Annotated in this window: 14 protein-coding genes; 8 read left to right on the forward strand and 6 right to left on the reverse strand. The window is 71.2% G+C overall.

Features of this window, described 5'->3' with window-relative positions:
- The first annotated feature begins 128 nt into the window (after window positions 1–128).
- Window positions 129–593, forward strand: coding sequence for a transcriptional regulator NrdR (gene nrdR, locus CBM2594_RS12620; protein ID WP_116357117.1), 465 nt, complete (start codon window positions 129–131; stop codon window positions 591–593).
- 15 nt (window positions 594–608) lie between these two features.
- Here the strand turns inward: nrdR and CBM2594_RS12625 are convergent, their stop codons facing one another.
- Genes CBM2594_RS12625 through CBM2594_RS12650 form a run of 6 tightly spaced genes read right to left on the reverse strand, consistent with a single transcriptional unit; the run spans window position 609 to window position 6,996 of the window.
- Window positions 609–1,067 carry a type IV pilin protein gene (locus CBM2594_RS12625; RefSeq protein ID WP_116357778.1) on the reverse strand — a complete coding sequence of 153 codons (459 nt, stop codon included), beginning with the start codon at window positions 1,065–1,067 and terminating at the stop codon, window positions 609–611.
- A gap of 5 nt (window positions 1,068–1,072) precedes the next feature.
- On the reverse strand, window positions 1,073–4,447 hold the full coding sequence (locus CBM2594_RS12630; protein ID WP_116357118.1) for a pilus assembly protein: 3,375 nt from the start codon (window positions 4,445–4,447) through the stop codon (window positions 1,073–1,075).
- On the reverse strand, window positions 4,447–5,052 hold the full coding sequence (locus CBM2594_RS12635; RefSeq protein WP_116357779.1) for a PilX N-terminal domain-containing pilus assembly protein: 606 nt from the start codon (window positions 5,050–5,052) through the stop codon (window positions 4,447–4,449). Before CBM2594_RS12635 ends, CBM2594_RS12630 begins: the two co-directional genes overlap by 1 nt.
- Before the next feature lie 8 nt (window positions 5,053–5,060).
- Window positions 5,061–5,804 carry a PilW family protein gene (locus CBM2594_RS12640; RefSeq protein WP_116357119.1) on the reverse strand — a complete coding sequence of 248 codons (744 nt, stop codon included), beginning with the start codon at window positions 5,802–5,804 and terminating at the stop codon, window positions 5,061–5,063.
- Complete coding sequence (gene pilV / locus CBM2594_RS12645; RefSeq protein ID WP_373457589.1) at window positions 5,801–6,355, reverse strand: type IV pilus modification protein PilV; 555 nt, start codon at window positions 6,353–6,355, stop codon at window positions 5,801–5,803. Before pilV ends, CBM2594_RS12640 begins: the two co-directional genes overlap by 4 nt.
- Entirely contained in the window at window positions 6,352–6,996 is a 645-nt protein-coding gene (locus CBM2594_RS12650; protein ID WP_116357120.1) for a GspH/FimT family pseudopilin, read from the reverse strand. The genes pilV and CBM2594_RS12650 overlap by 4 nt, the downstream gene beginning before the upstream one ends.
- A gap of 601 nt (window positions 6,997–7,597) precedes the next feature.
- Between CBM2594_RS12650 and CBM2594_RS12655 the strand changes: the two genes are divergently transcribed.
- The 7 genes from CBM2594_RS12655 to ribD are packed head-to-tail and all read left to right on the forward strand — an operon-like array spanning window position 7,598 to window position 13,440.
- Window positions 7,598–7,825, forward strand: a complete 228-nt coding sequence (locus CBM2594_RS12655; RefSeq protein ID WP_116357121.1) for a hypothetical protein — start codon at window positions 7,598–7,600, stop codon at window positions 7,823–7,825.
- A complete protein-coding gene (locus CBM2594_RS12660; protein WP_232346609.1) occupies window positions 7,822–8,775 on the forward strand; it encodes a PilW family protein in 954 nt (317 codons plus the stop codon). Before CBM2594_RS12655 ends, CBM2594_RS12660 begins: the two co-directional genes overlap by 4 nt.
- Window positions 8,769–9,395 carry a pilus assembly PilX family protein gene (locus CBM2594_RS12665; protein ID WP_232346610.1) on the forward strand — a complete coding sequence of 209 codons (627 nt, stop codon included), beginning with the start codon at window positions 8,769–8,771 and terminating at the stop codon, window positions 9,393–9,395. Before CBM2594_RS12660 ends, CBM2594_RS12665 begins: the two co-directional genes overlap by 7 nt.
- Window positions 9,392–11,227 (forward strand): pilus assembly protein PilY, encoded by a 1,836-nt coding sequence (locus tag CBM2594_RS12670; RefSeq protein ID WP_116357123.1) that lies wholly within the window; start codon window positions 9,392–9,394, stop codon window positions 11,225–11,227. The genes CBM2594_RS12665 and CBM2594_RS12670 overlap by 4 nt, the downstream gene beginning before the upstream one ends.
- Window positions 11,227–11,682, forward strand: a complete 456-nt coding sequence (locus CBM2594_RS12675; protein WP_116357782.1) for a prepilin-type N-terminal cleavage/methylation domain-containing protein — start codon at window positions 11,227–11,229, stop codon at window positions 11,680–11,682. Before CBM2594_RS12670 ends, CBM2594_RS12675 begins: the two co-directional genes overlap by 1 nt.
- 19 nt (window positions 11,683–11,701) lie before the next feature.
- Window positions 11,702–12,271: a GspH/FimT family pseudopilin gene (locus CBM2594_RS12680; RefSeq protein WP_116357124.1), complete on the forward strand. Its 570-nt coding sequence runs from the start codon at window positions 11,702–11,704 to the stop codon at window positions 12,269–12,271.
- A 53-nt stretch (window positions 12,272–12,324) separates the two neighbouring features.
- Window positions 12,325–13,440 carry a bifunctional diaminohydroxyphosphoribosylaminopyrimidine deaminase/5-amino-6-(5-phosphoribosylamino)uracil reductase RibD gene (gene ribD / locus CBM2594_RS12685; protein ID WP_116357125.1) on the forward strand — a complete coding sequence of 372 codons (1,116 nt, stop codon included), beginning with the start codon at window positions 12,325–12,327 and terminating at the stop codon, window positions 13,438–13,440.
- Window positions 13,441–13,494 lie beyond the last annotated feature (54 nt).

Genomic DNA, 13,494 nt, shown 5'->3' on the forward strand with positions numbered 1-13,494 from the left:
CGCGCAGGGGCGGCCGGCAGCTCCGCGGTCCGCGCCACCCCGGCGCGGGCGGCGGGCCTCGCCAACCCGCCCCGCCGCCGCAGAACGACAACACAAGGCGATGGGGTTCAAACTGAAGGTGGTCCGGCATGAAATGCCCCTTTTGCGGTCATTCCAATACCCAGGTTCTCGACACGCGCATGTCCGAAGACGGCGATGCCGTGCGCCGGCGCCGCCGCTGCGAAGCCTGCGACCGCCGCTTCACCACCTATGAGCGGATCGAGCTGTTCTTTCCCGCCATCGTCAAGAAAAACGGCTCGCGCGTCGACTACACCCGCGCCAAGCTGAAGGATTCGATGCGCCTGGCGCTGCGCAAGCGCCCGGTCTCGGCCGAAGCCATCGACGAAGCCATCACCCGCATCGAAGAAAAGCTGCTGGCGCTGGGCGAGAAGGAAATCCCCAGCAGCCAGGTCGGCGAGCTGGTGATGCGCGAATTGCGCAAGCTCGACAAGATCGCCTATATCCGCTTTGCCTCGGTGTACCGCAGCTTTGAAGACGTGTCCGAGTTCTCGGACGTGCTGGCGGAAGTCACCGCCGGCAGCGGCAAGCGCTGACGCCTGCTCTTCCCGCTACCAGCACTGCGCCGACGCCACGCCGGCGCGCATCCCGGTGTTTCCCTGCATCCCAAGATGGTTGATGGTGTAGCTGCCGCAGTCGTCCCCCGCCTGCGGCCCGACCGGCGTTGCCGTCGCGGTATAGGTGGTCGCCGGATTGCCCGCCACCACGGTCAGCTGGTAGTAGGCCTGGCTGCCTGACTGGATCGCCACCGGAAACGCCGGCCCGGCGTAGCCGAGCGCGGCCGGCGTGCCGCCGTAGACGTTCTGCGTGGTGAACAGGCGCTCCTGGCGCGCCGCCAGATCCAGCAAGGCCGTCTTGGCGTCGGTGCGGCGCGACTTGCGCACATGCTCCGTGTAGGACGGGTAGGCAACCGCCGCCAGGATCGCGGCGATCGCCACCGTGATCATCAGCTCGATCAGCGTGAAGCCGGCGGCGGCACGGCGGGATCGGGCGAAGTCAGTCAGGGTCATGGTCATTACCGCAAGCGTATCCAGTTGAGGCGGGCGCCGGCACCGTTGGCGCCGGGGTTGATCTGCGTGATGGCGCCGCTGCCGCCCACGGTCTGCTGCACCAGGTAGGGCCGCTTCTTCGCCGTCACCACCGACGGCGTGCCGGTGCCGCTCAGGCCGATGCCGCTGACGATGCCGTTGTTCAGCAGCGGGAAGGTGCTGCTGTTGGTGCTGCTGAAGAACGACTGCGCGGCCGCGCCGCCCGAGCCCATCGACACGCCCATGGTGAAGCCCGACGGCACCTCGGCATTGCACGACAGTGCCTGTGACAGCGCCGAACTGGGCGGGATGGTGGTGTTCACGATCACCATGCCGTAGGCGATCACCGGGTTGTAGATCACCTGCTCGCGCGTGGCCGACGGCAGCGGCAGCTGCCAGCCGTACTTGTTGTTGCCGCTCGCGCAGGCCGTCGAGCCCTGCCAGCACACCTTGCTGGCGCTGACCGTTCGCACCGTCACCGTGCTGCCGGCGGCGCGCCCTTCGGCGGTAATCGATTGCTGCGTCAGGTTGGCGCTGGCGAGCGGCCGCGTGGCGCTGGCCAGCGACGCATAGCGGGCCTGCGCGCCGGCCAGCGCGTTCCATGCCGCCATGTCCCAGTCCCACACGCCATACAGCCCCTGCCCGCCTGGCTCGAACACCGCTTCGCTGCCCTGGGTCTGCTCCAGCCGGCGGCCGGTGCCGAACGCCACCACCACGCGCGGCATCGCCGACGCGCCGGTGCCGGTACCGGGCACCGAGCCCACCGCCACCTTCGTGGAGATCGGCTTGCCGCCGGTCTGCATCAGCGGGCGGCTGGCGGCGCGCCAGTTGTCCGGATTGTCCGAAGTCAGGTCGAAGCGCCACAGGTTGCCGAACACGTCGCCGGCGTAGACGTAGTCGGTGATGTGGTCGCCGTCGAGATCGGCCGGCGTGACGTAGGCGATGCCGTTCTTGCTGCCGGCGCCGGCCGGGTCCTGCTGCGGGCCGTAGCCGGTGCCGAGATAGCGGAAGCTGCGCGAGCCGTCGGCCGGATCGACCAGCATGAGGAACAGGCCGGCCGAGCCGCTCTTGCTGTTAAGCCCGTTGCCAAACAGCACCGCCCACTGGCCGTTGTGCAGGCGGCGGATCACGGGCGTGCCATAGGTGTTGCCGAGGTTGTCGCCGCACGCGGTGTCGCCGCTGCATTGCAGCGTGTTGTTCCATTCGCCGATCACCGTGGCGCTGGCCGCTGCCGGGGTATCGCTGAAGCGCTCCGGGTCGGTCACGTCGAGCGCGTAGAGCGCACCGCCGGTCGCGGTCGCGGTCTTGCTGGCGAGCGGGCCGCCGCGGTTCGCGCCCGGCCCCAGGCCGCCGACCAGCCAGGTATGCCAGGCACCGTTGTAGTAAAGGTCGCCGGTGCCGGGCGTGGCATCGACAAACAGGTTGTGCACGTATTGCGGCGAACTGTAGTCGAGCGCCGCATTGGTCGAATGGATGGTGTCGAGCACCGCGCCGGGCATGTACGCCAGCACCTCGCGGCCGTCGTTGGGCTTGCTGGCATCGTTGCCGACGAAGGCGCCGGCCGCGTTGTAGTAGCCCGAGCGGAAGCCGTGCAGCAGCCCGTCGTTGGCGCCGACATAGACCACGTTCAGGCGCTGCGCCCGGGCTTGCCGGAAGGCGTCATAGCTGCCGGCAGGCTCGGGCGGGGTGGCGCTCTTGTACAAGGCATCGGTCCAGGGCCCGCTGTAGGGCGATGACGGCGCGCCCACCCAGGCCGGGCTGGAATCGATGATGTCGCCCAGCACGCCGGTGCGCTTGCGGAACAGCCCGGCGCCGGATGCGGTCAGCTCCTTGCTGCGGTTGCCGCGCAGGTAGTCGAGGCGGTCGCCGGTCTGCGTGGCATCGCCCGCGGTCAGCCTGGCCTTGAGCGCGTCGGGCAGGTTGGCGTCCCAGCGCAGCGGGATGCCGGTGCTGCCGCTCCAGGTCAGGATCTTGCGGCTGTCCGGCGCCTGCGCCACCACCGAGGTGCCGGTCGCCGCGCAGTTGCCGCCGGTCAGCGTGCAATGGGCGTTCCAGTTGGCCACGGTGGCGATCGACACCGAATCGGTGGCGGCATCGTAGAGCAGGTTCTGCGCGCTCAGCTCGCCCCACCAGTTGGTCGGGTGGTAGTAGGCCAGGTACACCTGCGAGCCCGCCTCGACCCGCGCCGACTGCTGCACGTTGGTGCCGGCCGAACTGCTGGACTGCCCCACCGGCTCGGCCTTGAAGCAGGTGATTTCGTGCACGTTGCTGCCGCCGCCGGTGCCCGCCGCGAAGCCGAAGCGCAGCGACGCCGGCACCGGCCCGTTGGACTGCGTGATGTCCTGGTCGGTGATCACGGGCGTGGCGGCGCCGCCGTTGTAGCTGTAGGACATGCTCAGCAGCCCGTTCTGGGTCAGCTTGAGCGAATAGACGATGGGAATGCCCTTGGCCCGCGTCGGCCTGGACACTGCCTGCTGGTTGGCGATCTTGTCCGGCAGGTCGCTGATGCCGAGGATGCGGTAGTTGTAGGGCAGCCGCCGGCCGCTGACATCGCCGCCGTCCCGGCCCTTGCTCCAGTCCTGCACGTAGCCGCGCGCGCAGGTGTTCTGCACCGCTTGGGTGCGCTTGCTGGCGCTGAGGCTGTCGGGGTAATAAGCCGGATAGGCGGCGCGCAGGCCGGCCCAGTTGGTATCGCCCGAGCCGCGCACGCTGATGCGGTTGGCCTGGAACGCCGGGCCGGAGTCGGTGTTGTCGGCCTTGTTCGAGAAGTTGCCGTACTCGTCGATGCCGATGCCGATATAGCCGCCGGCCACGCCGTCGTACGCGGCATTGAGGTTCGAGCAGCTGTAGCCGAGGCTGCCGCCGAGCCCGCCCACGGTCGGGCTCTTGCTGCCGTCGGCCAGGTAGAAGCTGATGCCGTCGGCACCGGTGCCGCGCAGGTTGTCGCCGCCGTAGGTGACGGTGGAGAACGTGACCTGCAGCCCTTCCTGCATGCCGAAGGTGAACCGCGACACCACCGCCCCGGTCTGGTTGTCGCCGTTCGCGCCTTCGGCGGTGTCGCCATTGGTCAGCCGCAGCGCGCCATAGCCTACGGCGTCCGGCACGGTTCCGCTGGCGCCGCCGACCAGCTTCGAGTTGCGGTCCCGGTAGTAGGTGAAGCTCGACGTGGCGCAGCCCGGGATCGAGCCGGTGCCGTTGCCTGCGGTCAGGCAGGCGCCATTCAGCGCCACCCAGTCATAGGAGGACGAAGCCCCGTTCAGGTTGTCCTGGATCACCAGCGCATGCGCCGGCCCGGCCAGGACTGCGTTGACGGCGGCGCTGACGGCGGCGGCGATGCCGGCGAGGCGTGGAGGTTGGCTCATCACTCTTTCCCGAGGTCTTTGGTACCCGCGCCAAGCTGGTAGGTGCTCTGCACCACCGCGGCGGTGCCGTCGCTGCCGCCGTAGCCGGCGCCGGTCACGCGGAACAGCATCGACAGGCCATCCGGCGACAGGCCCAGGTAGTGGATATAGAGGCTGGGCGCGCGCGTGTAGCGGATGTCATTACCGTTCACGCCGACCGGGCGGTCGGCGCCGGCCAGCGTCATCGACGGCGGCAGGTAGTCGGCCCGGGCCGGCGTCCACGGCAGGTTGACCGGGTCTGCCAGCGCGTTGGCGCAGACCTGCAGGTTGGCCGGATCGTTGGCGTCGATCACCGCGTTGCAGGCGGCGCCGGCCGAGCCGTTGCCCTGCCCCAGCCACCATTCGCCGTACTGCAGCGCGCCCTGCGCGGCCTCGAACGCGCGCTGCTTCTCGCGCGTGTTGCCGGCGATCTTCTCCTGCAGGCCGAAGCCGCGGAACATGGTCACCGACAGCAGCGACAGGATCAGCAGGAACAGCAGGCCGATGATCAGGACATAGCCGCGCGGCGCGCTAGAGCAGGCACTCGGGCAGGCGCGCAAGCAAACGCGGGCACGGGAACGGGGCATGGCGCGTGTCATGGGCGGTTCATCAGGCTGATGGTCTGGGTCCAGCCGATGGTGGCCGGCTGGCCGGGCTGGCCGGCGAAGGGATTGACAAAGGTCAGCGTCACGCGCGCGGTGCGCACCTGCCCCCACAGTGCGCCGGCGCTGACCGCGCTGGCGCTCAGGTAGCTGTCGACATTGCCGCCATTGCCGGTATCGGTGCCGTAGCGCACCCGCAGCGCCGTGATGCCGCCGGCCAGCGGCACCGCCGCGCCGCCGTTGACCGCGCAGGTCAGCTCGTTGGCGGCATTGACGGCAAAGGTATTGAGGTAGGCCGCATTGGCGCCCGAGCTATTGGCCGCGCCCTGGCAGTTCATGATGCCGTCGCCGCTGGCGGTGACAAAGCGCGCCGTCAGCGTATCGCTCGCACCGTCGGCGCCGGATTGCCCGACGATCGCCTGCCCCGCGGCGAAATCGCCAAAGGCGTTGCCGGCCAGCGCCGGCAGCGCGTCCGCCGCCACCTGGTTCAGCGGATCGGGGAAATAGCCGGCCGACTGCACCGTGTTGGCCAGCATCGTCATCACCAGCCGCTCGCTGTCCTGCAGCGCGGCCAGGCGCTCCTGGTCGCGCACGGTGCCGCGCAGGTTGAGGAATACCGTCATCAGCGCCGCCAGCATGAACAGCGCGATCACCATGGCCACCAGCACCTCGACCAGCGAGACCCCGGCCTGCCTGCGGCAAGGGCTGCCGCGCGAAATCCGGAACGTGGCGCTCATGGCTGGACGTGCAGCGTCAGGCTTTGCGTGGCGGCCATGGCCGAGGTCTGCGCCGCGGTGGTCTGGTTGTAGGCCACGTAGTGCTCGCTCCAGGTGGTGGTCAGGCTGCAGCGGATCGGGCGGCTGATGTCGTTGCTGCAGGTGACCGTGGCCGCGTAGGTGGGAAAGTGCGCCGCCATGTCGGCCGCCCAGTGCTGCACGTCGTAGGCGGCCATCTGGATCGGCGTGCAGGCCACGCTGGCGCAGTCCGGCGCCTCGGTGCCGAGCGCGCCGGTGCTGTCGGTCACGGTGGCGCCGGACAGCGTGAACGTGGTCGGCGCCGTGCCCGCCGCCCAGAAGCCGCGGTTGCCGTGCATCGCCGCGGCCAGGCTTTCGAGCTGCAGCGCCACCAGCGAACGTCCGCGCGCGATCTGCGTATTGGCCAGCGCCGCCGCCTGCATCTTGGCCAGGCCGAGCAGCCCCACCGAGGTAATGACCAGCGTGATCAGCACCTCGATCAGCGAGAATCCCAGCGCCATGCGGCGCATGCGCAAGTCTTGCCGACGGGTCATTGGCATGCACCCTCTCCCGCGCGCTGGATGGTCTGCCGGCCCGCAATGTTGATGGCAATGCAGCGCGTGGCTTCGGCCGCCACCGGGCTGGTGTGCAAGGTCATGGTCAGCGCGCCGCCGGGCAGCACGGCGAAGCCATCGCGGTTGTAGGTCAGGAAGGCCGCGCCGGCGGGCGTGGTGAAGGTGTCGGTGGCGGACCAGCCGGCGCGGTAGTGCAGCACCTCGTCGGCCGGCGCCGCTGCGTCCACCGTTCCCGACGCATTGCGGTCGACGAACGCGATCCAGCCGCGCGCCCAGTTGCCGGCCCCCAGGCACGCGCTGCCGTTGGCGGACGGGCACACGCTGACCGGCAGGCCGCGCTTGATGGCCTCGCTGCGCGCGAGCTGCAGGGTGCCGACCATCGACTGGATCTCGCTGTCGACGCGGCTGTTGCGCAGCAGCGCGATGAACGAAGGCGTGCCGATCGCGGCGAGGATCGCCACCATCACCACCACCGCCATCAGCTCGACCAGCGTCAGCCCGCGGCAGCGCCGGCGCCATGCCCGCGGGCCGGCGCCATCGCCACTGCGGTAGCCGTGCAGCTTGCCGCGAATGCCGCTGCCGCTGCCGGCCACGCGCACACGCATGCCCCGGCCGGGCATGGCGACATCGTGGTGGAGGCGGGGAGGCGCGGTATCGCGAAGGCGAACCGTCGCCGGCATGTCAGCGCGCGGGCAGAGGTGCCGCCGCCGATGGACAAGGAACTGCCAGGATGACCCGATGCATGTTGACCCCCGATAAATGGCTTTTGTTATCTAGGCAAGGCACTCCGCTCTGACGGCGGAAAGGCCAGCCCGCACCCGAAATTCTTGTTTTATGCCTCGCTGCCGGCCGAGATGCGGGCAGCGGGATGCCGCGAATAGCGGAATCGTTACGACTTTGCAACACCCGCGATAGTGGGGAATTTGATAATTCCTGTCAATTGCAGCGCGCGTCGGGCGGGCGGCAAGGCGTTGGGCCGCCGCAACTGGCCGGAGCAAGCGTGACGAGCCGGCGCGCCAAGCCCGGCTTAACACAATGGTGCGGATCGCCCTGCTTTACGTTTGGGCACGTTCGCGGCCGCTGCGGCTGGCTAATCTTGGCCCATCGCCTGCCGTCGCCCGTGCCATGCCCGCATCCGCAACCCGCCGCCGAACGCTGCCGCCAGCCTGCCCGCAACCCGGCCTCCAGCGCGCTTACGCCCTGGTCGAGGCGCTTGGCGCCTTGTCGATCGTACTGGCCGGCCTGCTGCCGATGACCGCGGTCGGCACCAACGGCCTCGGCTGGCTGCGCCAGCTGGAGCGCCTGGCGCAAGCCACCCGCAGCGCGGCCGACGATGCCGAACTGGGCCGCTGTGCGTCAGCCCCGTTGCCGATGCCGCGCGTCGTCTTCGTGCCGATGCCGGATACCGGCGGCTGCCTGTCCGGCGGGGCAACATGGGTGGGCCCGTGAACACGCGGACCTCGCGCGCCAGGCCACGCGGCTTCTCGCTGGTCGAGCTGATGGTCGGCATGACGCTGGGCCTGATCGCCGCCGCGGCCGCCGGCGCCGCCTTCCTGGCCGCGCACGCGGCTTATCTTGCCGCTACCGACCGCGTGCTGATCGAGGAGCGCGGCCAGCGCGCGCTGGCCATCGTCGCCGCGCTGCTGCGCCAGTCAGGCTGGCCGGGCGAGCCTTCGCCTGGCAGCAACGGCGCTGGCCTGCCCGTGGTCAGCGGCGCCGACAATTGCGGGCAACCCGCCATGGCCGCCGTGCCTGCCTGCGCCAAAGCTGCCGTCGGCCAGAGCGACGCGCTGCTGCTCCGCTTCAGCGGCAGCGGCCTGCCTTCCGCGCCGGCGCAGCCGGACGACACCATGACCGATTGCAGCGGCTACCCGGTCGCGGCCCGCTTGGCGGGGGTGGCGGGGGCGGCGGGGGCGGCGGGCGCCGAGCCAACCGCCGGCCATGTCGCGGAGAACCTGCTCTATGTCGCGGCTGGCGCCGATGGCGTGCCGCAACTGCTGTGCCGTTACCCGTCCCGCCGCAACGGCCTGATCGACGGCAGCGGCTGGACCTCGGGCGCGCTGGTGCGCGGGGTGGAATCGCTGCAAGTGCGCTATGGGCTGGACCTGGACCAGGATGGCTGGCCCGAACGCTTCGAGCCGGCCTCGGCCATCCCCGCGCTGGGCGTAGACGCCTGGCAACGCGTGGTGGCCGTCCAAGTTGCCATCGCCGTGCGCGGCGACCGGCCGGGTTCGGCCACGCCGGTTCGCGGCAGCGGCGCCGACCCGCTGGCGCCGGCGGGCACCGCAGCGGGAGACCTGCCGCCCGCTGCGGCGGCGCAGTCCGGCACGGCGCGCCGCGTGTTCGCCGCCACGGTACGGCTGCGCAATGCGCCCCGCTGCGAGGAGACGCTGTGCTAGCGCGCCGCCCGCAACCACACCCGCGCCAGGCCGGCGCCGTCACGCTGCTGCTGTGCGGCACCATGCTGCTGATGGTGGTGCTGATCGCGGCCGCGACGCTGCATATGCTGCTGTCCGGCCGGCAGCTTGCCGTCATGCAGCGCGAGCGCGAACTCGCCTTCCGTGCCGCCGAGGCGGCGCTGCGCGATGGCGAGGGCGAACTGCTCGCCGCGGCTTCATCGCCCGACACGCAGGACCGCCTGGGCCAGTGGCCGGCGCCGGGCGGGTGCGGCAGCGGCCGGCAGGCTGGCATCTGCCGGCCAGCGGTGGCCGGGCCGCCGGTGTGGCTGCCATGGCTGCAGGCCGATGCCGACGTCGGCGCCATCGGCGTGCCGCTGGGGCGCTTTACCGGCACCACCCTGCCCGCCCTGCCCGCCCTGCCCGCGCTGCTGGCTGACACCGCCGCAACGCAGGAGCCGCCGCGCTATATCGCGGAAATCCTGGAAGAAGCGCCTGCCGGCTACAGCGTGCCGGACCCCGCCATGGCCACGGCCCCGGCGCCGCGAATCCGCGTGACCGCCATCGGCTTCGGCCGCACCCACGCCGTGCGCGCCTTATTGCAAAGCGTGATCCAGCCATGACCTGCCGCGCCGCCCGCTGCCTGATCGCCTGCCTTGTCTTCTTCCTTGCTCCGGCGTGCCACGCCGCCGGGTCCGAAGCGGGCCGGCTGCCGCTGGCCTACCGCACCGCGAACGGCGCCTATCCGTGGACCGGGCGCCTGTTCGCGGTCGGCTGGCAGGACCTGACGCAGGCACCGTCGCCGGACTTGTGGGAGGCCGGCGATCGCCTCGACCACCGGACCGTGCCGTCACGCCGGATCTTCACGTATGCGGCGCTGGCGGGCGAGACCGCGCGCGCCATGCCGCTGCAATGGGATGCCGTGGCCGGCGTCTTGCCCGGCGCGGACCGCGCCGCGGTGGACTGGCTGCGCGGTGACCAGACCCACGCCGGCCTGCGCCCGCGCGATACGCGCCTGGGCCACGCGGCGGGCGCACGGGTGCGCGTGGTCGCGCCGCCCGCATGGTCGCCCGGCAAGCCCGGCCACGCCGGCTTTCGCCTGCGCTACAGCCTGCGCCCGCACCTGGCCTGGCTGGGCACCGGCGACGGCCTGCTGCACGCCTTCGACGCCGCGACCGGCGACGAGCGTGCGGCGTACCTGCCGGGCGCGTTGCTGCCCCATGCCCTCGCCATGCCGGTCCCCGGCGCTCCCACGATGCCGTCGCCGTGCCCACGCCCCGAAGCGCAGGACGTCACCATCAGCGGCGAATGGCGCACGGTCTTGCTGTGCGGCATCCCGGCCAATGCCGGCGCCGGCAATCCCGCCGCAGCCTTCGTGCTGGACATCACCGATCCCGACGGACAGATGCCGTTCGTGCCGATCTGGGAAATCGCCGCGACCGACACCCTGCCGCTGGCCGCGCGCGGGCCGGTACGCGCCGCCGGCCTCCGCGGCCCGGACGGGATGCGATGGTTCGCGGTCGTGATCGTGGATGCCAGCGCCAATGACGCCGCGGGCGCCGGCCGCGCCGGGCTTGCGCTGCTGCCATTGGACAAGCCCGCCGCTGCCGCATGGGCCGGCCAGTACGCCATCCGCACCCTGCCCTTGCCGGCTCGCGATTGCCTTGGCCAGGATGCGGCCAGCCAGCTGGTGGCGGTCAGCGTGCTGTCCGACCTCACCGGTGCCGCGCTCACCGCCTATGCCACCGACGATGCCGGCCAGCTGTGGCGCTTCGCGCTCGCCGACGCGCCGCAAGCCGGGGCAAGCGCTGCCGCGGCATGCCTGTACCGGATGCAGACGTCCGCGCAACCGGCCAGGGAAGAAGCCCCCGTGTTGCTCGGGTCCCCGACCGCACCCGTGGTGATCTACGGCGCCGGCAACGAACTGGCCGCGGTGCCCGATGGCCCCGCCACGCGCACCGCCCCGGCACGCACGCCGCGGCAGGTCGCGGCGCAGGCGGCGGACAACGGCCATATCTTGCGCGGGCCGCCCGGCGGCGCGGACGATACCGGCTGGCGCCTGACCCTGCCCCATGCCGGCGAGCAATTGGTCGAGATCCAGCCGATATTCCCCGGCTACCTGCTGTTCGTGACGCGCACGCCCGATGGCGCGCAGCGCAGCTACCTGGTGCTGGCGGCAAGCGGGGAATCGGTCGTCCAGCGCAGCACCGGCGAGCGCCTGCTCGTCGCCACCGGCCAGTTGCTGCCGTCCGATGCCAGCGTGTTCGCGACCCGCACCGAATTGCCGGGGACGCCCGCACAACCGGGCGAAGCCGGGCGCCAGGCGTACGCGCTGTCGGTGTGGTCTGCCACGGACAACGCCGTCACGCGCGTCGCGCAAACCGTCGCCACGCGCCGCACCGGGCGCCTGCGCTGGCGCGAGATCGTCGGCCCGCCAAGGGAGGACTCGCCATGATGATCGTGGCATCGGCTGGCCGGCGCAGGCGCGGCTTCAGCCTGATCGAGCTGGTGGCCGCATTGGCCGTGCTGGCCATCCTTGCGGCCATCGCCGTGCCCACGTGGCATCGCCACCTGGCGCGCGGCTGGCGCGCGCAGGCCCGCGCCGCGCTGACCGGCGCGATGCTGCAACTGGAGCGGCATGCGCTCGAGGCCATGACCTTCGCCACCGCGCCCGGGTCGGACACGGTCGCCGGCGAATGGCCGCTGCCCGTTCCAGCCAGCGGCCCCGTGCGCCATCTGGTCAGCGCCGGCGCCTGCCCGCAAGACGCGCTCGATACCTGTGTCGAACTCCGTGCGACGCCGCAAGCCGCCGATCCCGAATGCGGCACGCTGATCCTGCGCAGCACCGGACAGTGGCTGGCACTGCCCGATGGCGCGTCAGCGCCGCAGCCATTGCCGCAGCACTGCTGAGCCCATGATGCACAGGCCAATGCCATCCGATGCCGGCAGGCACCACCGCCTCCATGGCCGAAGCCCTTGTGGCCTGACGCTGGTGGAACTGGTCGCCAGCCTGGTCATTCTGGGCGTGATCTCCGCCGCCGCATATCCGGTCTTCAGCGGCATGCTCGCGCGCCAGCAGGTCACGCTGGCGGCCGACCGGCTGGCAATGTCGCTGGCGCTGGCGCGCGCCACCGCGTTGTCGCGCCGCGTCGAGGTGACGCTGCAGCCGCTGCCGGGCGAGGTCACGCTGAGTCCCGGCTGGCAGTTGGTGACGGCCGGCGCCGGCCCGGACCGGCAGACCGTGCTGTCCGTCGTCGAACCGGGCATGCCGTGCCTGTCCGTGACGCTGCGCCAGGCCGTGCGCGGCGCCAATGTGCTGAAATTCCTGCCTGTGGGATACTCTCGATCTGAGCAGGGCGGTTTTCAGGCCGCCACCTTCACGCTTGGCTGCCGTGGCGAGCAGCGGCAAGTCAGGCTGGGCGCGCAGGGACGTATCCGACTCTGCACACCCGGCCGCGACGCTGACTGCGAGGCGGCGGTATCCTCCGACCCGCCATGACCCGGCTGCCCTGTCACCCCAATCGCAGCGCCAAGGCCCACCCGAAACGCCGAATGTTTTCCGATACCGACCACGCCGCCATGCAACAGGCGCTCGCGCTCGCCGCGCGGGGCATGTTCAACACCACGCCCAACCCTCGCGTCGGCTGCGTGCTCATCAAGGCTGGCCAGGTGATCGGACAGGGTTTCACGCAGCCGGCCGGGCAGGACCATGCCGAGATCCAGGCGATGAAAGACGCGCTGTCGCGCGGGCTCGATCCGGCCGGCGCCACCGCCTATGTCACGCTGGAGCCGTGCAGCCATTTCGGCCGCACCCCGCCCTGCGCCGATGCGCTGGTGCGCGCCGGCGTGGCGCGCGTGGTGGCGGCGATGGAAGACCCCAATCCGTCGGTCTCCGGGCGCGGCCTGCAGCGCCTGCGCGATGCCGGCATCGACGTGCGCTGCGGCCTGCTGGAAAAAGAGGCGCGCGACCTGAATATCGGCTTCGTCTCGCGCATGACGCGCGGGCTGCCGTGGGTGCGCGTGAAGGTGGCGGCGTCGATGGACGGCGGCACCGCGCTGCATGACGGCACCAGCCAGTGGATCACCGGCCAGGCCGCGCGCGACGACGGGCACGCCTGGCGCGCGCGCGCCTGCGCCATCCTGACCGGCATCGGCACGGTGCGCGACGACAATCCCGCGCTGACGGTGCGGGCCCTCGCCACGCCGCGCCAGCCGCAGCGGGTGCTGGTCGATTCCCGGCTCGAAGTGCCGCTCGACGCGCAGATCCTGGCGCCTGACACCGGCGAGTTCGCCCGGCCCGTGCTGGTGTTCTGCGCGGTGGAAGACCGGCAGCGCCAGCGCGCGCTGGAAGGCCGCGGCGCCGAAGTGGTGGTGCTGCCCAACCCGCACGGCAAGGTCGAGTTGCGCCGCATGCTGGAAGAACTCGGCCGCCGCGGCATCAACGAATTGCACGTCGAGGCGGGCTTCAAGCTCAACGGTTCGCTGGTGCGCGAGCATTGCGCGGACGAACTGCTGATCTACCTCGCGCCCAAGCTGCTCGGCGATGCCCAGGGCATGTTCAACCTGCCGCCGCTGGCCCGGCTGCAGGACGCCGAGCAATTCCACTGGCATGAAGTCCGGCAGATCGGCGATGACCTGCGCCTGATCGCCCGGCGCAACGACGCGTAGCGCGACCTGCCACGGCAGCGCACCCCACGATTTTCAAAACCTCAAGCACAAGAC

This window comes from Cupriavidus taiwanensis, from assembly GCF_900249755.1.
GTDB classification, from domain to species: Bacteria; Pseudomonadota; Gammaproteobacteria; order Burkholderiales; family Burkholderiaceae; genus Cupriavidus; species Cupriavidus taiwanensis_D.

Excerpts from the sequence above, each read along its gene's own strand:
- ribD (WP_116357125.1), top strand. The coding sequence starts at position 12,325 with ATGTTTTCCGATACCGACCACGCCGCCATGCAACAGGCGCTCGCGCTC.
- CBM2594_RS12675 (WP_116357782.1), top strand. The coding sequence starts at position 11,227 with ATGATCGTGGCATCGGCTGGCCGGCGCAGGCGCGGCTTCAGCCTGATC.
- CBM2594_RS12630 (WP_116357118.1), bottom strand. The coding sequence starts at position 4,447 with ATGAGCCAACCTCCACGCCTCGCCGGCATCGCCGCCGCCGTCAGCGCC.
- nrdR (WP_116357117.1), top strand. The coding sequence starts at position 129 with ATGAAATGCCCCTTTTGCGGTCATTCCAATACCCAGGTTCTCGACACG.
- CBM2594_RS12680 (WP_116357124.1), top strand. The coding sequence starts at position 11,702 with ATGCCATCCGATGCCGGCAGGCACCACCGCCTCCATGGCCGAAGCCCT.
- CBM2594_RS12640 (WP_116357119.1), bottom strand. The coding sequence starts at position 5,804 with ATGAGCGCCACGTTCCGGATTTCGCGCGGCAGCCCTTGCCGCAGGCAG.
- CBM2594_RS12650 (WP_116357120.1), bottom strand. The coding sequence starts at position 6,996 with ATGCCCGGCCGGGGCATGCGTGTGCGCGTGGCCGGCAGCGGCAGCGGC.
- CBM2594_RS12635 (WP_116357779.1), bottom strand. The coding sequence starts at position 5,052 with ATGCCCCGTTCCCGTGCCCGCGTTTGCTTGCGCGCCTGCCCGAGTGCC.
- CBM2594_RS12670 (WP_116357123.1), top strand. The coding sequence starts at position 9,392 with ATGACCTGCCGCGCCGCCCGCTGCCTGATCGCCTGCCTTGTCTTCTTC.
- CBM2594_RS12625 (WP_116357778.1), bottom strand. The coding sequence starts at position 1,067 with ATGACCCTGACTGACTTCGCCCGATCCCGCCGTGCCGCCGCCGGCTTC.
- pilV (WP_373457589.1), bottom strand. The coding sequence starts at position 6,355 with ATGACCCGTCGGCAAGACTTGCGCATGCGCCGCATGGCGCTGGGATTC.